We start from the raw sequence: 21,877 nt of genomic DNA on the forward strand, positions 1-21,877 counted from the left end.
CGGCGCACGGAGGTCGGACATGTCAGGGCCCTTGGAAGGCACGCTGCGGAACAGGGTCGCGCTGGTGGCGGGCGCGACCCGGGGCGCGGGCCGCGGGATCGCCGTGGAACTGGGCGCGGCCGGCGCCACCGTCTACGTGACCGGCCGCAGCACCCGGGAGCGGCGCTCGGAGTACGACCGGCCGGAGACCATCGAGGACACCGCGGACCTGGTCACCGCGGCGGGCGGGCGGGGCATCGCCGTCCCCACCGACCATCTCGTCTCCGCCGAGGTGGCCGCCCTCGTCGACCGGATCGCCGACGAACAGGGCCGTCTCGACATCCTGGTCAACGACATCTGGGGCGGCGAGAAGCTCTTCGAGTGGGACGCGCCCGTCTGGGAACACGACCTCGACAACGGACGCCGGATGCTCCGGCTCGCCATCGAGACCCACGCGATCACCAGCCACCACGCGCTGCCCCTGCTGCTGCGCCGGCCGGGCGGCCTGGTCGTCGAGATGACCGACGGCACCGCGGAGTACAACCGGGACACCTACCGCGTCTCCTTCTTCTACGACATCGCCAAGTCCGCCGTCCTGCGCATGGCGTTCGCCCTCGGACACGAACTGGGCCCGCGCGGCGCCACCGCCGTGGCGCTCACCCCCGGCTGGCTGCGCTCCGAGATGATGCTCGAAGCCTTCGGCGTGACCGAGGAGAACTGGCACGACGCCGAGAAGAACGAGCCGCACTTCGCCATCTCCGAGACGCCGTTCTACGTGGGGCGCGCCGTCGCCGCGCTGGCCGCCGATCCCGAACGCGCGCGCTGGAACGGCCAGTCCCTCTCCAGCGGGCAGCTCGCCCGGGAGTACGGCTTCACCGACCGGGACGGCAGCCGGCCGGACGCCTGGCGCTACATGGTCGAGGTGCAGGACAAGGGGAAGCCCGCCGACGTCACGGGATACCGCTGACGAGCGGCCCGTGCGGGCCGACCCCTGTCGCCGCGACGATCATGGAGGTACCTTCCCAGCCATGACAGCGATGAGGCGGTTCGAGGGGTACGGAGTCCTGATCACCGGCGCGGCCCGCGGGATCGGCGCGGCCACCGCCCGCCGCCTGGCCGCGGAGGGCGCTCAGGTCCTCGTCACCGACGTGGACGCGGCCGCGGCGGAGGAGACCGCGGGCGCACTGCGTGAACTCGGCGCGCGGGCCGAGGCGTTCCCCTGTGACGTGGGGCGGCGGGCCGAGGTGGAGGCCGCCGTGGCCCGCGCCGTGGACGTCTTCGGCTCGCTCGACGTCCTGGTCAACAACGCCTACCGGTGCACCCCCGACGCCCCGCTCTTCGAGGACGAGAGCGACGAGGACTGGGCCGCCGACCTCGACATCACCCTGACCGGGGCCTACCGCTGCGCCCGCGCCGCGCTCCCGCACCTGGTCGCCTCCGGCCGCGGGGCCATCGTCACCATCGGCTCCGTCAACGGCATCCAGGACTTCGGCAACCACGCCTACAGCGCGGCCAAGGCGGGACTGATGTCGCTCACCCGCACCCTCGCCGGCCATGCCGCCGAGCGGGGCGTACGGGTCAACCTCGTGGCTCCCGGCACGATCCGCACCACGGCCTGGGAGGGCCGCGAGGACGATCTCGCCTCCGCGGCACGGCTGTTGTACCCGCTCGGCCGGGTCGGCGAGCCGGAGGACATCGCGGCCGCCGTCGCCTTCCTCGCCTCCGCCGACGCCGCCTGGATCACCGGCACGACCCTGTGCGTCGACGGCGGGCTGCTGGGCGTCAACAAGCGGTTCCGGCAGGCGGTCGGGGGAGAGGGCGGGGACGAGGGCGGAAGCTGAGGCGGGCCGCGGGTGTGGTGCCCCTCGGTGCCGCGCTGTTCCTGACAGGATGGCCGCATGGAACGTGTGCTTGGAATCGGCGGATACTTCCTGCGTGCCGGCGACCCCGCGGCCCTGAGCGCCTGGTACCGCGACTGCCTGGGCCTGGACACCGACGAGCACGGTCTGTGGCGCCCGGAGGCCGGGCCGACGGTGTTCGCCGCCTTCGAGTCCGGGACCGACTACTTCGGGTCACCCGGCCAGCAGACCATGCTCAACTTCCGTGTCCGCGACCTGGACGCGATGCTCGCGCAACTGCGCGCCCGGGGAGCGGACGTGGCGGAGGAGACCCAGGACATGGACGGCGTCGGCCGCTTCGGCTGGGTCACCGACCCGGAGGGCAACCGGATCGAACTGTGGCAGCCCGCCTGACCCACCGGACGTGAGGACGGGCCGAAGCCGGCCCGTCCCGGGAGGCGCGCCGAAGTCGGCCCCCACCGCCCCCGGCGCGGACCGTCACAGGCGCGGCTGCGCGCAGTGCCGCTCGACGGCCGCGAACACCCGGTCCGTGTCCGCCTCGGACGTACGCCAGTTGCTGAACGCGGCCCGCAGTCCGTGTGTGCCGTCGTAGCACGTCGGTGTCACGAAGGCCTCGCCCGAGGCGGCGACCGCGTCCGCCAGCGCGTGCACACGCCGTTCCGTCGGGTCCTCGGCGAGGGTGAAGCACACGACGTTCAGCCGCACCGGCGCGAGGAGCCGCAGTCCGGGAGCGCGGGCGATCCGCTCGCCCAGCCGCCGGGCGAGCGCGACGTTCCGCTCGACGATCTCCCGATGCCCCTCGCGCCCGTAGGCAGCCAGGGAGAACCAGGCCGGGAGCGCGCGCAGCCGGCGTGAGTTCTCCGGCGTCAGGTGCAGGAAGTCGGGGTCGGCGCCGGGGAGTCCGAGATAGGGCGAGGCGTTGTGGAAGACCCGGACCTGGAGGTCCTGGCGACGGGTGAACTGGACGGCCGCGTCGTAGGGGACGTTGAGCCACTTGTGCAGGTCGACGCAGACGGAGTCGGCCTCGTCCAGGCCGGCCACCAGCGCGGAGTGCGCCGGCGACAGAGCGGCGAACGCGCCGAACGCCGCGTCGACGTGCAGCCAGAAGTCATGGCGTTCCTTGAGCGCGGCGACGGCCCGCAGATCGTCGAAGTCGACCGTGTTCACCGTTCCGGCGTTCGCCACGACGACGGCCGGACGCCCGTCGAGCGCGTGGAGCGCGGCATCGAGGCGCTCCACGTCCACGGCCTCGCGGTTGCCGGGCAGCACCGGCACCCGGCGCAGGCTGCCGCGCCCGAGACCGAGCACCGACAGGGCCTTGGCGACACTCGAGTGGGGGCTGCCCGACAGCACGTCCACCGGGCCCAGCGCGCCCGCTCCCTCGTCCGAGACCGATACACCCCGGCGCTCGCCGAGCCACTCGCGCGCGATGGCGAGCCCGACCGTGTTCGAGACCGTCGCGCCGCTCACGAACGCCCCGTGGTGCTCCTCGCCGAGCCCGAACAGCTCCCGCAGCCAGCCCAGCGTCTCGTGCTCCAGCGCGCTCGCGAAGGAGCCGGCGGCGCCCGAGACGTTCTGGTCGTAGGCGCCGGTCAGCCAGTCCCCGGTCAGTGAGGCGGGCGTCGCACCGCCGGTGACGAATCCCAGATAGCGCGGGCCCGCGGAACCCGAGAACCCGGGCGCCCAGCGTCCGGCGAACCGGGCCAGGGCCCCCTCCGCGCCGGCGCCCTCGGCCGGAAGGGGATCGGGCGCGGGCGCCTTGCCCAGGGCTGCGACGGGACGGGTGCCGAGGCCGCTCACCTCGTGGACGGCGAAGTCCCGGGCGGCCTGGAGGAGTTCGGGGAGACGGTCGAGGTCGTCGGAGAGAGCCGGGTGCATGACGGCAGCCTATGAGCAACGTCCCTCGAAAGAGCGGTCCACTTCGGGGAAACCGGACCGGTCCGCGGTGGGCGTCCGGCGCCGTCGGCGGACCCGGGGCGCCGCAACGCCGCGGCGGAACCGGGACGCCGCCGGGAACCGGAGCCGTCACAGCGAGGAATGTCACTGTTCCGTACCTATGGGGCGGGCCGTACAACGCAATACCCTCTAGGGCTGTCTAGCAGTGCAGACAGAACGGTGAAAACAACAGGAAGGTCCGCCATGGGGGACACACGCAGGCGGGGAGCTGTCGCGCTCGGACTCACGGGACTCGTGGCGCCGCTCACCCTCGCGCTGGGCGCGGCACCCGCTCAGGCCGCGAGCTGTACGACGGCCGCCGGCCCGTACCAGAAGCAGGTGGAGAAGTTCCTCGGGCGGCCCGTGGACGGCAGGCAGTCCGCCGCCGACTGCAAGGCGATCCAGGCCTTCCAGAACAAGCACGGCATCACCCCGAACATCGGGTACGCGGGACCCGTCACCTGGGGCGTGATGGATCTCATGAACAAGCAGAAGGCCGTGGGGACCAACCCCAACCGGGACGGCAAGTGCCCGGTCAACAAGGGCCGGATCGCCTGCGTCAACCTCACCCTCCAGCTCAGCTGGATCCAGGACGGCAGCCGCCTGGTCTACGGGCCGGTCCCGGTCCGCACCGGCAGGGACGGCTACGAGACGCGTACCGGCCTGAAGAAGATCTACTGGCGTGACATCGACCACGTCTCGAGCATCTACAACGTGTCCATGCCGTACAGCCAGTTCTTCGACGGCGGCCAGGCCTTCCACTCGGTGGGCCTCAGCATGTGGAACCCGCCCGGCTCGCACGGCTGCGTCAACATGACCCCGACGACGGCCAAGAAGTACTGGTCGCTGCTCAAGAACGGTGACGACGTCTACGTGTACGGCCGCAAGCCCGGCACGTGAGCGAGTGACGAGCTTCACGGTCCGTTATGTCGCCGGGTGGGCCTTTACTCACATCATCTTCACGTCAAGGGCCGTATGCTTCACGGCATGTGCACCACTCTTGACAACGACACTCAGCGATCCGCTGCCGAAGTCAACGAGGAGATCCGGGCTCTCTGGTTCCGGGCAGGTGGGTCGCTGAACATGGACGAGCGGCGCGAGTACCAGCGCCTCGTCCTCGAGTGGGCGAAGGCCGCCCCGTCGTCCTCGGCGACCCGGGCCGCCTGACCTTCCGTGTCCGGCAGGGCTCCCCGAACAAGGAGAGCCACGGCCTCGAACCTCGGCACCGGACTCCGACGACCCGGACCCGGTCATCCGGCTCCGGGTCGCAACAGCAGGCCCGGCGGCCGTGACCGCCGGGCCTCGGCTTTGCGGACCGCTCAGCCCCAGCTCTGTGAATACTGCCGCCGGTAGGCGTTGCGGTCCTGCTCGGTGCGGATGAAGCGGGTCGCCACGAACGCGATGACGCTTCCTCCGATGACGAGCAGACCGGGGCCGACATTGTTCGGGTCGGTGAGCGCGGACACGAACGTCTGGGCCGCACCGCTCTCACCCACCGCCTCCACCGCGCCCGGAGCCGCCGCACCCGGCGCTCCACCCTGCGAGGCCATCGCGGAGGCCGACGGGGCGACGGACGGCTGGGCCGCGGCACCCGCGCCACCCTGCGCGGACTGGCCCGCGAGCGTCACCCCCAGTGCGGTCAGCGCCTTGGTGACCGGCTGGAAGAACGTCGTACCGCCGCTCTTGCAGTCCCCGTTGCCGCCCGAGGTCACCCCGAGCGCGATGCCCTCGGAGAACAACGGACCGCCGCTGTCGCCCGGTTCGGCGCACACCGTGGTCTCGACCAGCCCGGTGACCGTGCCCTCCGGGTAGTTGACCGTCGCGTTGAGCGCGGTCACCTTGCCGTCGTGCAGGCCGCTGGTGCTGCCGCTGCGGAACACCCGCTGGCCCACGGCCGGATCGGCGGCGCCCGTGATCCGTACGCCGTTGCCGCCGCCGATGGCGACGACGTTGCTCGCGTCAGAGGGCTGACGGCCGCTGTCGTACTGGATCAGCGAGAAGTCACTGCCGGGGAACGCCGTCGTGACCGTGCGGCCCTCCTGCTGGCGGCCCGTGTTGTCGGAGAACCAGACCGATCCCTCGGGGCCGCAGTGCCCAGCCGTGAGGATGAACTCACCCTGCGGGCTCGTTACGTTGAAGCCGGCCGAGCAGCGCCCGCCGGTCGAGAAGATCGCCTGCGCGCCGTTCACCCGCGTGGTGAAGGTGCCCTGCGTCCGCTGCATCCGCACCGAGTCGCCGATGCCGTCGGCCAGTTTCGTCATGCGCGACCAGTCGGTGGCGGAGACCGTGCTGTCGGCCTGGACCACCACCTCGTTCTTCGTGTAGTCCACCGCCCACGCCGTGCCCGGTACCCGGGGCGCCGAACTCAGCTTCTGTGTGGCGGACTTGAGGTCCTGCATGCTGTGCGTCACGACCTTCGGGCGGGCACCCGCCCGCTTCACCGCGTCCGCCGCGTCGGCGTCGGTGACCGCCACGACGGGACGCCCGTCGGCGGCTATCCAGTTGCCGGCCGTCCGCGAGGTGCCCAGCCGGGACACGAGACCGGCGCCCGTGTCCGCCGCGGCCCGCGTCGCGGCCGCGGTGCCCGACGCGTCGGACGGTTCGCTCGCCATGGCGCGGGTGACCATGAACCCCCCGCAGAGCAGCCCGCCGACGGCCGCGAGTCGCGCCCCCCGTTGGACGATCCGTCGTCGTGCGTGCCTCATGCCAGGGCTCCCGAAACCGTACGGGGCGGCGTCACCGCCGCCGAAGGCCCCGGTCGAGGGCCCTCCCCTCATACGTGCGCCCCGGCCCGGTTGTTCACCACCGTCCGGAGCCGGCGACGGGGTGGCCGATTCGCGTCGGGAACGGCCGCTTCATGACCGTGCGCGTGTGCCGGTCCCGCCTTTCGGCGAAGACCACGGTGCGCCGAAGTCGCCCTGCCCCGAGGGACGTTGACACCACCGGGGCAGGGCGGACGACACGGCCGCCCCCGACGGACCGGACCGTCGGGGGCGGCCGGGGCGAACGGGGCCGTTCGGCCGGATTCAGGCGTGGGCGCGGGTCCGGGCGGCCACCTCGTCCCGGGTCAGATACACATCCGTACGCTCGAAGTCCCGCAGCGTCCCCTTGCGGTCCGCGAGGAATCCGGTGCGGACGAAGTCGTCGCCCGCCACGGCGTTGAGAAGCCAGTTGGCACCCGTACGGAACCGGGCGGCGCCCGTCCGCAGGGCGTACAGGTGGTATCCGCGGGCCACGAGCTGCGCGGGCGCGCCCTTGAGGCCGATGCCGAGCGGCTTGGACACGGCGTCGTGGCCGCCGAGGTCGACGACCAGACCGAGGTCCTTGTGCCGGTAGGGCAGCGTGGGCTCGCCGCGCAGCTTCGCCGCGAGGACCTTGGCCGCGTGCCGGCCCTGCCGGGCCGCGTGCTGGGCCGTGGGCGGGCAGGGCGAGCCGTCGCCCTTGGCCAGATCGGGAACCGCCGCGGCGTCGCCCAGCGCGAACACCCCGTCGAGGCCCGGCACCCTGAAGTCGGGTTCGGCGACGAGCCGTCCGCGCACGGTCTCCGCGCCCAGCGAGTCGACCAGCGGACTCGCCGCGACGCCCGCGGTCCACACCAGCGTCCGCGACGGCAGCACCCGCCCGTCGGTGAGGGTGACCTCGTCCTTGGTGACCGAGGCGACGGAGGTGCCCAGCGAGATCTGCACACCGCGCTCACTGAGCGTCCGCAGCGCGTCCGCGCCCAGTTTGTCCCCGAGCTCGGGCAGCAGCTTCGGGGCGACGTCGACCAGATGCCACTTGATGAGGTCCGGGTCGATGCGGGGGTGGTACCGCCGCGCCGCGGCGGTGGTCAGACGCTGGAGGCAGGCCGCCGTCTCGGTGCCCGCGTACCCGCCGCCGACCACCACGAACTGGAGCCGCGCGGCCTGCTCGTCGTGGTCCGGCGTCGCCGCCGCCAGGTCGAGTTGCGCGATCACGTGGTCACGCAGATACGCGGCCTGGGCGAGCGTCTTCATGCCGCGCGCCTCCTCCGCGAGACCCGGGATGTCGAAGGTGCGGGTCACGCTTCCCGGGGTGAGCACCAGGTAGTCGTAGTGCAGGTCGACGAGGTCCCCGGTGATCTTCCGGACGACGCACACCTTGGCCTCCGGATCGACACCGATCACTCCGCCCGGCACCAGCGCGGTGCGGTGCAGGATCCGGCGCAGCGAGGGCGCGACCGACTGCGGTGTGACGACACCGGCGGCGACATGGGGCAGCAGCGGCAGGTAGAGCTGATAGTCCGTCGGGCTGATCAGGGTGACCCGGGCCTCGCCGGGGGTGAGCGTCCGCTCCAGGCTTCTGGCGGCCTCGACTCCGGCGAATCCCGCGCCGACGATGACGATGTTCGGTCCTTGCATCTGAGCAGCCTCTCTCCACTGGTGCCAGCCGCGAGCCCAGGCTCACACGGCTCGCGGGCGTGTGCCACTGCACCGCCGCGTACCCCGAAGCGCGTGAAGCACGATCTCTACCGATCGGTAACTACCTCTTCCCCCTCCGTACACGGGCTGCCAGGATCATTTCCGCCACGGCGACGGAGCCAGGCACCGTCGCCTTCTCGATGCGCGGGTTCGACCGACTCGCGCACTCCGACGAGCAGATGTGAAAAGGGGACAGGCATGACGCGACGTGGTGCGGTGCGGCGGATAGGTGCGATGTCGGCGGTCGTGGCGCTCGGGCTCGGGGGGACGGTCGGCGCGGCCGGTTCCGCCGCCGCGGCCCCGGCCCAGGCGGTCGCGAGCGTCTCCGCGACGACCGGTGTCGACTACGCCACCTGGCAGAGCGACGTCCAGGCCGTCATCGACCAGGCGGTCCCGTACGTCGAGCAGCGCACCGCGAACGCCGGGGGCCAGAAGCTCGCGGTCGTCTTCGACATCGACAACACCGCGCTGGAGACGGACTTCCACCCCTGGTACGAGCTGCCCACCCCGGCGGTCAAGGCCTCGCTGGCCCTCGCCCGCTACGCCCACTCCCGGGGCGTGGCCGTGTTCTTCGTGACCGCCCGCCCGGGCATCATCGCCAGCGAGACGAAGTGGAACCTGAAGTGCGCCGGCTACCCGGTCGACGGACTCTACGTGCGTGATCTGCCCGACCTCTTCGACGAGGTCGGCGCCTACAAGACCGGCAAGCGCGCGGAGATCGAGTCCCGCGGGTACACGATCATCGCCAACGTCGGCAACAACACCACCGACCTGGTCGGCGGCCACGCGGAGCGCACGTTCAAGCTGCCCGACTACGACGGACAGCTTTCCTGACCGGGACGGCTCGGGTGCCGACGGGGCCTCGGACCGGCGTGCTTACACTTCGGCCATGGACGAGGCCTCGCTGGACACGCTCGGATCGGGCAAGTACCTGCTGATCACCAGCTATCGCAAGAACGGTACGGGGGTCGCCACACCCGTGTGGGTGGTGCGGGACGGCGCGGCGCTGGGCGCCTGGACCGTCTCGGACAGTTGGAAGGTGAAGCGCATCCGCAACCGGGCCGACGTCCTGGTCGGTCCCTGCGACGTGCGCGGCAGGCCGACGGGGGAGCCGGTCCCCGCCACGGCCGAGATCGTCGATGCGGCGGAGACGGCCCGGTACCGCAAGCTTCTCGCCCGCAAGTACGGGCTGGTGGGCCGGCTCACCCTGTTCGGCAGCCGGCTGCGCCGCGGCGAGAGCGGCACCGTCGGCATCCGGATCACCCTGTCCCCGTGACGCGGTCCGTCGCGACGACGGATGTCGAGCCGTGTGACGTATTCGGGAGGGCGCCGAGGGCGCCCTCCCTTTCGCATGTCCGCACCGCCTTCCGCGTCGGCGTGGGCACGCCGCCGATACGGGAGTTGGCCGGATGTGTACTGCGGGAGACGTTGACTAGAAAGCGCTTACCGCCTACGTTCCCGTTCAGCAGGGTGACCCACGTGTGACATCTCGTATACGAGACATGAGCTCTCCGAGCCGCACCACCTGGGAAAGTCGCACCAGCCAAGCTCGTGTTCGGGTCGTGAACGTCGTGTCGCACGCCCTGCGCTGTTCAGATACAGGTACGGCATCCGTGTACATGTCCAGAGTCGCCTCTGAAGGGACACACCCGCATGCGTACGCTCCCCCCACGCCGGCGCTTCCGTCCGGCCCTGCTGACCGTCGGTGCCGCCGCCCTGGCGGTCACCGCCGCACTCGTGCTGCCCCAGTCGGCCGGAGCCGCCGAGACCGCGCCGGTCGGCTTCGGCGCCGGGACCACGGGCGGCGGCGGCGCGACCGCCGTCACCGTCACGACACTCGCCGCCTTCAAGACCGCCGTCACCGGTGACACGGCCAAGGTCGTGAAGGTCAGCGGCCTGATCCCGCTCAGCGGTCAGGTCGACATCGGTTCCAACACCACGGTCCTCGGCGTCGGTTCGGCGTCCGGGTTCACCGGCGGCGGACTGCGTCTGAAGAAGGTCACCAACGTCGTCGTCCGCAACCTGAACATCAGCAAGCCGGTCGCGCCCGCCGACGGGATCACCGTCCAGGCCTCGACGAAGGTGTGGATCGACCACAACGCCTTCTCGTCCGACCGCGACCACGGCAAGGACTACTACGACGGCCTGGTCGACATCACCCACGCCTCCGACTACGTCACCGTCTCCTGGAACACGTTCAAGGACCACTACAAGGGCTCGCTCGTCGGCCACAGCGACAGCAACGCGAGCGAGGACACCGGGCACTTGCGGGTGACGTACCACCACAACTGGTTCAACAACGTCAACTCCCGCATCCCCAGCCTGCGTTTCGGCACCGGGCACTTCTACGACAACTACGTCGTCGGCGCCGACACCGCCGTGCACTCCCGCATGGGCGCCCAGATGCTCGTCGAGAACAACGTCTTCCGGAGCACGGCGGTCGCCGTCACCACGAACCGCGACAGCGACGTGGACGGCCACGCCAACCTCAGCGGCAACGACCTCGGCGGGGCCGCGACCGAGATCTCGCAGGTCGGCACGTTCACGAAGCCGCCCTACAGCTACACCGCAGAGCCGTCCTCGATCGTCGTCGCCTCGGTGACGGCCGGCGCGGGCACCGGGAAGCTCTGACACCCCGCCTCCGGGCGCCCCGGCCGGTCCTCGGGAGTCCGGCCTGCATCCCTGGGAGTCCTGCGGCATCCCGCCCCGCCGGCCGCACCCAGGAACCCCACCCCACCACCCTGCATCACCACCCCACCCCACCACCGCACTTCACCACCCCACGGGAAGAAGGCATCGGGACATGACGTCATCAGCACGTCCGCGCGCCAGGCGGCGCGCCCTCACCGGCACCCTCGCCGCACTCGGCCTCTCGGCCGCCATGGTGATGGCCGACGGCGCCCTGACCCCGGCGAGCGCCGCCACCTGGCCCACGGCGACCGGCAGCCAGGCCGTCTCCGCCACCATCTCGGTCTCCGGCACCAAGGACTACGGGATGAAGCGCCTCTACGGCACCGGCGACCTGGGCACGGGCAGCCAGGACGAGGACCAGGGGCCGATCCTGGAACTGGCCGCGGGAGCCGTCCTGAAGAACGTCATCATCGGCTCGCCCGCGGCGGACGGCATCCACTGCCTGGGCAGTTGCACCCTGCAGAACGTCTGGTGGGAGGACGTCGGCGAGGACGCCGCGACGTTCCTCGGCTCCTCGTCGTCCAACGTCTACACCGTCAGCGGCGGCGGCGCGAAGGAGGCCAGTGACAAGGTGTTCCAGTTCAACGGCGCCGGAACGCTGAACGTGTCGAACTTCGCCGTCCAGACCTTCGGCACGTTCGTCCGGTCCTGCGGCAACTGCAAGACGCAGTACAAGCGGACCATCAACCTCAACACCATCGAGGCGACCTACAAGGGGAGCAAGCTCGTCGGCATCAACACCAACTACGGCGACAGCGCGACCCTCAAGTCCATCAGGATCCTCGGGGACAGCAGCAAGAAGATCGTCCCCTGCCAGAAGTACATCGGCAACAACACGGGCGCCGAGCCGACCACGAACGGCAGCGGCCCCGACGGCACCTACTGCAAGTACGCGACGTCCGACATCACCTACGGCTGACGGTCGGCCGCCGACGGCTCACGGCTGACGGCTGAACGAACCGGCCTCGTACGCCGGTTCGTTCAGCCGCGCCCGCGACCCCGCGGTTCAGCCCACCGGGGGCCCGGACGCCGAATCCGCCGGTCCGGTCCTGCGGACGTGCAGCACGCTGCCGTCCAGGGGCAGCGGTGTCCGGCCCACGAGGGTGAGGCTCGCGTCGGCGAACAGCCGGGCGTAGTGGTCGGCGCGCCGTTCGCGGCCGCCGACGTTGCACATCATGTGCAGGTCCCAGGCCGTGGCCAGCGAGGGCGATCCGTCGGCGGGCAGGACCCGTTCGACGACGAGCAGATCGGCGTCGTCGTGCATCGCGCGGGCGCAGTGGCGCAGGATCTCGCGGCAGCGGTCGTCGTCCCAGTCGTGCAGGACACGCGACAGGACGTAGACGTCGCCGCCCGCGGGCACGTCCGCGAAGTCGCCCGCCCGGAAGGTGCACCGCGCCGCGTGGCCGGCCGCGCCGAGGAGACGGCGGGCGGCCTCGACGGTGTGCGGGCGTTCCAGCAGGAGCCCCCGCAGGCGAGGATGCGCGGAAAGGATTCGGCCGAGCAGTTCCCCGTTGCCGCCCGCGATGTCGACCACGGTGGCCCCGTCGTCCGCCGCCAGCAGGACCGGGTGGGCGGGCAGCGGGTCGAACATCCGTGAACCGGCGGCCATGGACCGGTCGAAGAGGTCGGCGAGTTCGGGATCACGGGCGAAGTGGTCGAAGTGGTTCTCGCCGAAAAGCCGCTCGAAGGCGACCTGTCCGGTGCGCACGGTGTGCCCGAGCCCGGCGAAGGACTCGTAGAACGGCCCCCCGTACATCAGCGCCAGCGGCCTCATCGACCCTTCGGCCTCCGAGCGGAGCAGCACGCCGGTACGCGTGAGCCGGAAACCGTCGCGGTCCTCGCGCACCACGCCGAGCATCGCGAGGTAGCGCAGCAGCGTGGCCAGGTTCGGCTCGAAGGCGCCGACGTCCCGCGCCAGTTCCGCCACGCCGACGGCCCGCTCCTCGTCCATCGCGTCGGCCGCCTCGAGCCGTGCGAAGGCGGCCAGGGCCTGAGTCGTCCACGCCCCGGTCAACAGGCGCAGCAGTGTCTCGGCGGGCTGCCGCTCGCGGCACGCCTCGAGGTGGGCGGCGAGGACGTCACGGTGGTCGCCGGGGACGTACAGCTCCACGCGCCGGTACCCGGCCTTGGCCTCGGCGGGTGCGCCGAAGTAGAACACCGTGCCGTTCTCGTGCGGGTTGTAGCCGCCGCCGTCGGGGGTGGCGCCGTACCGTCCGAAGGCCGCGCACAGGCCGCGCAGCACCAACGGGTCCGGTTCCGCGACCTCGAAGGCGACATGCGCCTCGTGCTGCCGCTCCCGCTCGTGCGCGGCGAGCGGTTCGAGGTCCGACCCCGGCGGCACGGTCAGGGTGAACACCTCGACCACGCGCCGGACCCCGTCCAGGCACTCCACCGCGGGGCGCAGGACGCCGACGTCGAGTTGTGCCACGGACCGGTTGTGCCGTACGGCGAGACGCTCGCGCACGACGACGCTCGGCCGCGGCGGCGTGTCCGTGACGAGCCCGCAGTCGGCGAGGGTGGCCTGCAGCGCCGCCTCGTCGGGCGGGAGGACGAGCAGTGCCGCGTGCGAGAAGGCGCAGCGCTCCACCATGCTGCGCAGTTCCGGGCCGTCGAGCCCGGGAAGCAGGAGCGGGAGCAGTGTGGCGGTGTCCTGTTGCTTGACGAAGTCGACCGTCGCGCGCAGGCGGGACGTTTCGCCCGACAATGCCGTGATCACTGGAGCGGGATCCTCATTCCGGGGTTCGGATGTACGCGTACGGATGTACGAGGGGGCGAGCGGAGGGGGGTTGGGCGGCTAGACGCCGACGTAGTGCTCGGCGAACCAGTCCTGGTGGCTGCGCGAGGTGCGCAGCGAGGCGAGGCGGGAGCGGCGCAGGGAGTTGTGGAACAGCGACTCGCCGTCCGCGCCGGACGGGCCGTGCAGCAGCCCGATCATCCAGTGCGAGAACTCCTGCGCACGCCAGATGTGCGTCAGACACCGTGCCGAGTACGCGTCGAGGCCCTCGGAGTTCCCGGTGGTGAGGTCGTCGATCAGGGCGTGGGCGAGGACCGACGCTCCGAGGACCGCGAGATTGGCGCCCTTCGCGGCGGACGGGCTGATCAGGGCGGCGGCGTCGCCCACGAGGAACAGCGCGCCGTGGCGCAGCGGTTCGAGCACGTCGGACTCCAGGCCGACGACGGAGCGTTGCACGACGCGCCCGCGGCGCAGCGGTCCGTGGTCCCTCTCCCGCATGCGCAGCGCCAGCTCGTCCCAGATCCGTTCCTCGGACCAGGCGTCGGCCCGGGTGCCGCGCTCGCACTGCAGGTAGTAGCGGGTGACCTCGCTGGTGCGGGCCATGTGCCCGGCGAACCCGCGCTCGTGCACCGCGTACCCGACGGCGTCCAGGCTGGGCGGTGCCTCGGCGAGCAGGCCGAGCCAGGTCACGCCGTGATCGCGGTGGTGGCGGACCGTGCCCGCCGGCAGGGAACGCCGGGCCGCGCCGTGCCGCCCGTCGCAGCCGGCCACGTACCGCGCCCGCCACAGTCCGGGCCGCCCGTCGGCCTCGCGCACGGCCACCTCGGGCCGCTCGCCGTCGGCGCCGCGCACGGCCACGGCCTCGGTGCCGAAACGGATGTCCCCGCCGCGCTCCAGGAACCGTGCCACCAGGTCCGTCACCAGCTCCTGCTGGGGGTAGACGGTGTGCTGTTCCCGCCGTCCGAGATCGCCGTAGTCGAGACGGAACCGGCCCTCCGCGGTACGGAACTCGCAGGTGCCGTGGGGCCGTCCGCGCCGGTGCAGTCCCTCGGCGAGACCGTGGCGGTCCAGGATCCGTACGGTTTCGGCGGCCAGGAACCCGGCCCGTGCCCGTGTCTGTACGTGGGCGCGCTCGGCCCGTTCCAGGACGACGCAGTCGATTCCGTGGTCCACCAGGATGTTGCCGAGCACGAGTCCGGCCGGACCCGCCCCGAGGACGACCACGCCGGTCGTACGCGCGTCCGGTCGCCGCTGACTGTTCCCGTCTGTCACGGGATCAGATACTAAGGAGCGTCACATCATCGGTCGTACCGAAATCACCTGAATGCCAGGCTCGAACGACAAAGAGATCTCCGCGTGTGTTCAGCTCCAGGCGCTGTACGGGCCCTCGATGAGCTGGAACACCGGCTGGCGGCGCACCGGGTCCTGAGCGGTGGAGAGCTGGACGCGGTCGCCGCTGTGGATGGCGGCGGGCGAACCCATGACCCGGCCCCTGACCGTGAAGCCCTCGGCCATCTCGATGAGGGAGACGTTGCGTGCGGCCGGGGTGTTGCGGTGGATCACCGTGGAGTGGCGCACGACACCCGTGCCCGCGCTCGCCTCCGTACGCAGGTCGCTGCCCGCGCACACGGGGCACAGGAGGCGGTTGTACATGGCGGTGGCGCACCAGTGGCACCGCTGGAAGAGCAGGACGTCCCCGGCGCGTTCGGGCGAAGCGGTGCCGAGGCGAGCCCCGGAACCCGCGTCCAGCACGTCCGTCGACGCGTCGATGCCCGGGTGGAGGGCGATTCCTGGGTGGTACACGATGTCATCTCCCTGCGCTCGGCCGGAATCTGATGTGCGCGGAACGCCGTGCACGACCACAGGTTATGGCACTGAGTGCCACTCGACAAGGCACTCCGTACCCTCAAATGAAAGAAAGACCGTCCGCGGCCGGCCCGTGTTCAGTGCCGCGCGAAGGCCGATTCGATCTCCTGCACCACGCGCCACATGGGCGCCCCGCGACGCGAGACGACGACCACCACGTCGTCCGCGCTTTCTCCCTCGTCCGTCCCCTCTGCTTGCGAGGCTTCCGCCGCCTGTGCGTGTGCCTCCTCGGCGGGGTCGGAGCCGAACGTGCGCTGCACGTAGCCGAGAGCCTTGTCGACCGCCACCTCGGCGTCCCCGGTCCCGTCCGAACGCAGCCAGGAGCGCAGGGCGTTGTTGTGCGCGGCGACCACGGCGGCGGCGACGACGTCGGCGCGCAGGGTGTCCGCCCGGGCCCCGGCGGAGAGTCCGCGCAGATACTCCGCGAGGGCGCGCTCGTAGCGCCAGACGACCGACAGTTCGTACGCGCGCAGGCCGGGCACCTTCTTGGTGAGCCGGTAGCGCTGGACGGAGAACGTCGGGTTCTCCGCGTACATGCGCAGCACCAGCCGGGCGGCGTCGCAGACGCGCTGCACCGGGTCCTGGGTGCCGGCGTCCTCGCCGAGGAACGCCGTCATGTCGGCCAGGCAGCGTTCGTGGTCGGGGAAGACCACGTCCTCCTTGGACGGGAAATAGCGGAAGAACGAACGCCGTCCGACTCCGGCGAGGGCCACGATGTCGTCGATGGTCGTCTCCTCGTAGCCGCGTTCCAGGAAGAGCTGGAACGCGGCTCCCACCAGGGCGTCCCGCATCGGCGGTTTGACGGTGGTCGCGTCGGCGGGTTCGCGGCGCCCCGGTGCCTCGTTCATGGTCGGAAACTAGCATCGAAGCCGAGGTGGTGGCACTCGGTGCATTTTCAGGGGGACTGAGTTCCCTGACCGCTTTCGCCCGGCGCGCGCCGGGCGGGTCGGCCCCGGAGCCGTCCGGTCCGCCCCGGAGCGCGGAGTTCCCCATGTGGCCGATATGTGCTGACGAGTGAACTCCGTTGGCCCGGGCTCAAGTTGACAGCCCAAAAGCAGTGATCGACTATGAGGACGAGCCACGGCCCGCCGCGTCATCGCCCCCGGATGACGCGGTGCGAAGAGCCTCGGCACTCGTTCCCGCACGAGTGCCGGGGCTCGACGCGTTCCCGCCGGTCCCGACGGGTCGGTGTGCCGGTCAGCGGTCGTTGCAGGTCGCCGAGAATATGTCGTCGCCCGCCAGGTGCCCGTTGAGATGGGCCTGCAGGGCGACGCTCACCAGGGTCAGCAGGAGGTCGATGTCCGAGTCGACCTCCAGATGGATGGTCACCCAGCGGGAGCCGGGCACCACGCGGACGGCCGTCGAGGTCTTGAGATGGTCCTCGAAGCGCCGGATGGCCCGGTCGGTGAGGTGCAGGTCGACATCGTGCTCGGAATGGAAGTGGACGATCTCGCACTGCTCGGCGCACAGTGCGCGCCCCGTGCCGCAACTCGGCAGGGACTCCGCGAGGTCCGGCCAGCTCGCCAGCCGCGTCATGGCTCTCGAGGCCAAGGTCATGCGCCCATCATGACGAGCACACCTCCCGGCCACCAGAACTTGGCGCGGATGTAATCCCTCCAGCGTCGAGGAATGTCCGGTTTTCGCCTGGTAATCGAAGACGCTTCAACCATCCGCACGCGGGCCCGCCCCGTCGGCACCCCTCGGCGCGACGTGAAGCGGCCCCGGACACCAGGTCCGGGGCCGCACGCGCCGTCGGGGGACCGGCCGGGGCCGGTCCGGCTCACGCCATCCAGAAGAAGACGGCGGTCATCCGCTTGTCCTCCATGGTGGTCCCGCAGTAGCCGGTGGCGCTGTGCATCAGGTTGGCGTTGTAGAGGAGCAGCCGGTTGTAGCGGTGCGGGACGCGGATGTCCTCGACGAAGGAGTCCGGCGGGACGAAACGCGTGCCGAGGGCCTCGACCAGATTGTTGTGCGGGGCGACGACGACGTTGCCGCCCAGCCGGCCGCCGGGCAGGGCCTGCCGGAAGAAGGCCGTTCCGCAGTCCTTGGGGACGTTCGGGTTCAGATAGAGCACCGCCGCGTAACGGCACAGGGCGCGGGAGTCCGTGTGGGGGCGGGGCTCGCCCTCGTCCTTGCCGACGACCTGGACGCAGTTGTGGTTGAGCGTGGCGCCCGACGGGGTCGACTGCTGCCACAGCTCCGGGGCGCCGGTGGCCTTCTTCACCAGCCGCTCCACACGGGCCAGTTCGCCGGGCTCCAGTCCGGGCATCGTCCGCAGGCCCGGCCAGCTCTCCGAGGTGTACGGGTGACCCTTGGCCCAGTCGTCCCGGCCGACACACCGGGCCCGTACGGCGTCCGGATCGGGCAGCACGTCGTCGAAGACCCAGTAGTCCCGGTCACGGGTGGGCTTGCGATAGGGGAGGACCGGCAACGCCGCTGATCTCGGAGGTTGTGGGGGCATGCGGCCGACCATATTGACGGCTCCGTCAGCGATCTCCAGGGAACGGGTCAACCTTCCGCCAACTCGGTTCATGGATCGGCCAATTCGATTCATGACTCGGCCAAGTGGCGGGGTTCGGGGTGATCACCGAGGTGCGGTTCGCGGTGCTCTCCCGAGGTGCGGCGCCCGGTGAACGTCCCGGCCCGCGCCCGCGTATCACTGCACAGGGACGGCGGGAGACCGCGTGCACGGAAGGAGAGCAGTGTGTCGACACGGCCCGAACGCGGGGGGCCCACCGGCCGCTCCGTGATCGAACCCACGCACATCGAGCGTCGCCGCCGCTCCGAGTCCCTGGCGGAGCTGCTCCGGCAGGTGCGCGAGAAGGAGGGGATGACCGACGACACGGACGACGGCTTCGCGCCGCTCTCCGCGCCGCCGCCTCCCGTGCGGCTGCTGCCCGTCCTGGAGGAGGACGAGACCGAGGAGCTGCCCCCGGTCCCGGGAGGCGAGGACTACACCGCCGACACCCCGCCCGCCCTCGCGGTCCGGCCGGCCGAGGGACCATCCGCCGGTGACGGACGCCCGCACGAGAAGCGGCCCGGAGGCGCCCACGGACCGGCGCGCGGTGCGGGTCTGCGCCGCGCCGCCATCGCGCTCGCCGTCGCGACGGCCGGTCTGACCGGCTTCGCCCTCGCCCTCCTGGTACCGGGCACCGACCGGGGCGACGCGTCCGGGGCGGGAGGGGAACACTCCCCGACGGCGCCGGCCGACCGCGCCGCCGACCCGGACGGCGCCGGCACGCTCCGGCAGGGGGACAGCGGACCCGAGGTGACGGCCCTTCAGCAGCGTCTCCTCCGCATCCCGGACGTGTACGACCACGGCAGCACCAGCGGCACCTACGACGCCGCGCTCACGGCGGCCGTCGCCCGCTTCCAGCTCTGGTACGGCATCCGCGGCGACGAGTCCGGTGTCTACGGCAACGACACCCGGGCCGACCTGGAGTCCAGGACGGCCGCCCCCTGAGACGGCCGGGGCGGCCTGCGCGGTGACGCTCGCTCCCCCCGCCCCGGCCCCCCTGCACGCCCGCCCCCCTCCGGCACCGAGGTGGTCCCGAGCCGGATCGCCCCTCCCGGACACCGAGGTGTTTCCGAGCCGGGGCCTCCGCCCCCGGGCACCGGGGTGTTTCCGAGCCGAGGCCTCCGCCCCCGGGCACCGGGGTGCTCCCGAACCGGGCCTTTGCCCCCGGACACCGGGATGTTCGCGCGGCCGACACCCCCGCTCCCGCTCGCGCTCACCCGGCCACCCGGGTGCCCGCGCGATCCTGGCCGCGACAGGGCGACCTCCGGCGCGAGGGGCTGATCCGCCGTGCATCTTCCCTACCAGCGGGGCGCGTTGCACGACCTCCCCGACGATCCGGCCGCCTACGACGCCGTCCTCGCCGCCGTGGCCGAACAGGCCCTCGCCCGGATCACCCCCGAGGGGAACCTCGAACACCCCGCCGCCCGCGAGGACATCGGGGACACCTCACTGGGGATCACCTCCCTGCTGGCGCTCGCCTGGCAGCGCTCCAAGGACGCCCGTCTGCCGGCGGCCGTCCGCCGCAGCCTCGCCTTCCACCTGCGCGAGCGCGTGTTCATCGAGGACAACCCCGGCTATCCGAACCTGCGCCGCCGCGACTCGGGCGAACCGTACGCCCGTTACGTGCCGGAGGCGGGCGCGCACCCGCTCGGCGACTGGCCCAGTACGGTGTGGGCGCTGCTCCAGGCCCTCAACGTCCTGGAGGCGGCGGACGGCATCCTCGACACCGAACAGCGGTCCGAACTGGTCGGGTTGGCCCACGGCTACTGGCGCCGGCTGACCGAGGTGACCTTCTTCAACCCGCAGGAGGCGGGCAACCAGGCGATCGCCTGCGTCGTCGGCGGGCTGATGTTCGCCGGGCAACTCCCCTCCGGCCAGGCCGAATCCGTACGCGCACGGGCCATGCGGCTGTACCGGGAGGAGATCCGCGCCCACCGCGTACGGGACCGGGGCGCTCTGCTGCCGCCCGAGCACCGCGGCGCGTACGACAACAACTACGGTCCCATCTCCCTGTCCTTCCTCGCGCAGGCCCACCGCGTCAGCGGCGAGGACGTGTTCGCCGAGGACGGCGAGGCGCTCGCCCGGTACATCGACGCACGGCTGACCGTCGGCGGGTTCGACGTGGGAGGCCCCCGCTACAGCGAACAGCACTGCGGTTTCGAGGCCGTCCTCGGTCTGCGCTACTTCGGCCGCCGCGTCGGCGCCGACCTCGGCCGCTACCGCGGCGACACCCGCTGGGGCCGGCACGCGACCCAACCCGACGGCGGCGTCGACGGCCACTTCGCGTTCATGCTGGTCTGGCAGATCCAGGACCGCACACCCTGGCACCGCCTCCCCTCGAAGGGCCCGCTGCGGCACCAACTCCGCTCAGGGACCGTCTCGGTGGCCTTCGACGACCGGATGACGCCCGCCCTGGTGGAGGCCGCCGGCACGTACTGCCTGCCCGCCGCCGTGAACCGTCAGCACGGCTTCGGCCCCGTCGCCGGAGGCTTCCTGTACTGCCGTCCCGTGGGCGAGGTCCGCGTCCGTGAGCTGCGCGCCGGCCCGCTGACCGCCAAACTCGTCACCAAGCCCGTCGTCGGCCCCGACCACGTCCTGCGCCACGTCCGGTCCCTGTACGTCACCGACGGCACCCGGCTGTGGACGACGGTCGCGGTGGAACGCCTGCCCGGAAGCCCGTACCTGCTCGCCGGGCTGCCGTACGCCGTGGACGACGGGGAGCGGGTGCGCCGGACCGCCGAGGCACAGGTGAGGTCCGCCGGCGGGCTACGGCTGACGCACCCCCGCTCGCGGGGCGCGGACCACTTCGACGCACGCTCGGACACCACCCAGGAACAGGCGGCCTTCGCGCTCGCCGCCGACCCGCGCGTCTACGGCGATCCGGACGAGGGCTGGCGCCACCTCGTCTCCTCCACGGCCCTCGAAGCGGACCCCGCCCCGGACGGCCCGGAGGACCTGCACGTCTTCGCCGTCCGCTACGGACCCGGCGGTCCCTACACCCCCGCGTTCGCCGGCTCCCCGGCCCGACTGGACTTCCGCACCGAGGAGTTCACCGCCTGGATCGGCGATCCGCGGGGCGACGCGCACGGGGAGCCCGAAGCCGGGATCCGGCCTCACTGACCCGCCGGTCCGCCCGCGCCCGTCCCGACGACACCCGGTCCGACGACGAGGTCGGCGCGGTCCCGGGTCGCGGCGACCAACTCGGCGTTGCGCTGATCCGTCCCCAGTACCCACGCCACCGCCGAGTCGTGATCCTTCCCGAACTCCTCGTGGCGCGTGACCAGCCGCCGGACGCGGTCCGCCTCGTCGAGCTCGCAGAACCACACCTCGTCGAGCTGCGCACGGGCCCGCGCCCAGGCCTCCTCGCGCAGCAGAAGGTAGTTCCCCTCGGTGACGATCAGACGGGCCGCCCGGGGAACCGCGAGGGCTCCCGCCAAGGGCTGTTCGAGGACCCGCTCGAAACCGGGCGCGTAGACGAGCTCCTCCTCGTCCTCGCGCAGCCTGCGCAGCAGCGCCGCGTACCCCGCCGGGTCGAACGTGTCCGGGGCCCCCTTGCGGTCCCGGCGCCCCAGCCGGTCCAGCTCGGCGTCCGCGAGATGGAACCCGTCCATCGGTACGTGGGCGACGCGGAAGGGCGCGACCTCGCCGAGCCGTCCCACCAGCCGCTCGGCGAGCGTCGTCTTGCCCGCCCCGGGACCGCCCGCGATCCCGAGAAGGGCGCGCCGGCCGGGCCGTACGAGCGCGGCGGCCCGCTCCACCAGTTCGTCGAAGGACGGACCCGCCCCGGTCGGCGGACTCGCCCCGGTCATACGGGCCCGGACCCGGGCGCGGGGGCAGCGATCTCCATGCCCTCCAG

General features: G+C 72.0%; 21 protein-coding genes. 11 read left to right on the forward strand and 10 right to left on the reverse strand.

Going from position 1 to position 21,877, the window contains the following annotated elements:
- Positions 1-19: 19 nt before the first annotated feature.
- The 3 genes from ACFRIC_RS05590 (at position 20) to ACFRIC_RS05600 (ending at position 2,231) form a co-directional block, all read left to right on the forward strand.
- Complete coding sequence (locus ACFRIC_RS05590; protein ID WP_382779802.1) at positions 20-946, forward strand: SDR family oxidoreductase; 927 nt, start codon at positions 20-22, stop codon at positions 944-946.
- Between the two features lie 61 nt (positions 947-1,007).
- Positions 1,008-1,820 (forward strand): SDR family NAD(P)-dependent oxidoreductase, encoded by an 813-nt coding sequence (locus ACFRIC_RS05595; RefSeq protein ID WP_382779805.1) that lies wholly within the window; start codon positions 1,008-1,010, stop codon positions 1,818-1,820.
- A 57-nt stretch (positions 1,821-1,877) separates the two neighbouring features.
- Positions 1,878-2,231: a VOC family protein gene (locus ACFRIC_RS05600; protein ID WP_382779808.1), complete on the forward strand. Its 354-nt coding sequence runs from the start codon at positions 1,878-1,880 to the stop codon at positions 2,229-2,231.
- Between the two features lie 84 nt (positions 2,232-2,315).
- Here the strand turns inward: ACFRIC_RS05600 and ACFRIC_RS05605 are convergent, their stop codons facing one another.
- Positions 2,316-3,716 (reverse strand): pyridoxal phosphate-dependent decarboxylase family protein, encoded by a 1,401-nt coding sequence (locus ACFRIC_RS05605; RefSeq protein WP_382779810.1) that lies wholly within the window; start codon positions 3,714-3,716, stop codon positions 2,316-2,318.
- A gap of 261 nt (positions 3,717-3,977) precedes the next feature.
- Here ACFRIC_RS05605 and ACFRIC_RS05610 point away from each other — a divergent pair, with 261 nt between their 5' ends.
- Positions 3,978-4,673 carry a L,D-transpeptidase family protein gene (locus ACFRIC_RS05610; protein WP_382779813.1) on the forward strand — a complete coding sequence of 232 codons (696 nt, stop codon included), beginning with the start codon at positions 3,978-3,980 and terminating at the stop codon, positions 4,671-4,673.
- A gap of 75 nt (positions 4,674-4,748) precedes the next feature.
- Positions 4,749-4,940, forward strand: coding sequence for a hypothetical protein (locus ACFRIC_RS05615; protein ID WP_365488181.1), 192 nt, complete (start codon positions 4,749-4,751; stop codon positions 4,938-4,940).
- Positions 4,941-5,092: 152 nt separating this feature from the next.
- On the opposite strand, the gene ACFRIC_RS05620 is transcribed toward ACFRIC_RS05615, so the two are convergent.
- Positions 5,093-6,478, reverse strand: a complete 1,386-nt coding sequence (locus tag ACFRIC_RS05620) for a S1 family peptidase (protein WP_382779816.1) — start codon at positions 6,476-6,478, stop codon at positions 5,093-5,095.
- Between the two features lie 321 nt (positions 6,479-6,799).
- On the reverse strand, positions 6,800-8,152 hold the full coding sequence (locus ACFRIC_RS05625; protein WP_382779820.1) for an NAD(P)/FAD-dependent oxidoreductase: 1,353 nt from the start codon (positions 8,150-8,152) through the stop codon (positions 6,800-6,802).
- A 258-nt stretch (positions 8,153-8,410) separates the two neighbouring features.
- On the opposite strand from ACFRIC_RS05625, the gene ACFRIC_RS05630 reads away from it, so the two are divergent.
- The 4 genes from ACFRIC_RS05630 to ACFRIC_RS05645 all read left to right on the forward strand — a co-directional run bounded on the left by ACFRIC_RS05630 (position 8,411) and on the right by ACFRIC_RS05645 (position 11,822).
- On the forward strand, positions 8,411-9,046 hold the full coding sequence (locus tag ACFRIC_RS05630; RefSeq protein ID WP_382779823.1) for an HAD family acid phosphatase: 636 nt from the start codon (positions 8,411-8,413) through the stop codon (positions 9,044-9,046).
- Positions 9,047-9,101: 55 nt separating this feature from the next.
- Positions 9,102-9,488, forward strand: coding sequence for a PPOX class F420-dependent oxidoreductase (locus ACFRIC_RS05635; protein WP_382779826.1), 387 nt, complete (start codon positions 9,102-9,104; stop codon positions 9,486-9,488).
- 377 nt (positions 9,489-9,865) lie between these two features.
- Entirely contained in the window at positions 9,866-10,843 is a 978-nt protein-coding gene (locus ACFRIC_RS05640; RefSeq protein ID WP_382779828.1) for a polysaccharide lyase family 1 protein, read from the forward strand.
- A gap of 172 nt (positions 10,844-11,015) precedes the next feature.
- Positions 11,016-11,822, forward strand: coding sequence for a pectate lyase (locus tag ACFRIC_RS05645; RefSeq protein WP_382779831.1), 807 nt, complete (start codon positions 11,016-11,018; stop codon positions 11,820-11,822).
- An 87-nt stretch (positions 11,823-11,909) separates the two neighbouring features.
- On the opposite strand, the gene ACFRIC_RS05650 is transcribed toward ACFRIC_RS05645, so the two are convergent.
- From ACFRIC_RS05650 to ACFRIC_RS05675, 6 genes are all read right to left on the reverse strand, one after another.
- A complete protein-coding gene (locus ACFRIC_RS05650; protein ID WP_382779834.1) occupies positions 11,910-13,619 on the reverse strand; it encodes a methyltransferase in 1,710 nt (569 codons plus the stop codon).
- 78 nt (positions 13,620-13,697) lie between these two features.
- Entirely contained in the window at positions 13,698-14,861 is a 1,164-nt protein-coding gene (locus tag ACFRIC_RS05655; protein WP_382780825.1) for a 4-hydroxybenzoate 3-monooxygenase, read from the reverse strand.
- Between the two features lie 138 nt (positions 14,862-14,999).
- On the reverse strand, positions 15,000-15,386 hold the full coding sequence (locus ACFRIC_RS05660) for a Zn-ribbon domain-containing OB-fold protein (RefSeq protein WP_382780828.1): 387 nt from the start codon (positions 15,384-15,386) through the stop codon (positions 15,000-15,002).
- Positions 15,387-15,580: 194 nt separating this feature from the next.
- Positions 15,581-16,351, reverse strand: a complete 771-nt coding sequence (locus tag ACFRIC_RS05665; RefSeq protein WP_382779836.1) for a TetR family transcriptional regulator — start codon at positions 16,349-16,351, stop codon at positions 15,581-15,583.
- A 349-nt stretch (positions 16,352-16,700) separates the two neighbouring features.
- Complete coding sequence (locus ACFRIC_RS05670; protein ID WP_382779839.1) at positions 16,701-17,060, reverse strand: luciferase family protein; 360 nt, start codon at positions 17,058-17,060, stop codon at positions 16,701-16,703.
- 223 nt (positions 17,061-17,283) lie between these two features.
- Entirely contained in the window at positions 17,284-17,964 is a 681-nt protein-coding gene (locus ACFRIC_RS05675) for a DUF6445 family protein (protein ID WP_382779842.1), read from the reverse strand.
- Between the two features lie 243 nt (positions 17,965-18,207).
- On the opposite strand from ACFRIC_RS05675, the gene ACFRIC_RS05680 reads away from it, so the two are divergent.
- Positions 18,208-18,966 carry a peptidoglycan-binding protein gene (locus ACFRIC_RS05680; RefSeq protein ID WP_382779845.1) on the forward strand — a complete coding sequence of 253 codons (759 nt, stop codon included), beginning with the start codon at positions 18,208-18,210 and terminating at the stop codon, positions 18,964-18,966.
- A 342-nt stretch (positions 18,967-19,308) separates the two neighbouring features.
- Positions 19,309-21,141: a hypothetical protein gene (locus ACFRIC_RS05685; protein ID WP_382779847.1), complete on the forward strand. Its 1,833-nt coding sequence runs from the start codon at positions 19,309-19,311 to the stop codon at positions 21,139-21,141.
- Here ACFRIC_RS05685 and ACFRIC_RS05690 read toward each other — a convergent pair.
- Entirely contained in the window at positions 21,135-21,830 is a 696-nt protein-coding gene (locus ACFRIC_RS05690) for a nucleoside/nucleotide kinase family protein (RefSeq protein WP_382779850.1), read from the reverse strand. The genes ACFRIC_RS05685 and ACFRIC_RS05690 overlap by 7 nt on opposite strands.
- Between the last annotated feature and the right edge of the window lie 47 nt (positions 21,831-21,877).

This window comes from Streptomyces sp. NPDC056738 (assembly GCF_042790435.1).
GTDB lineage: Bacteria > Actinomycetota > Actinomycetes > Streptomycetales > Streptomycetaceae > Streptomyces.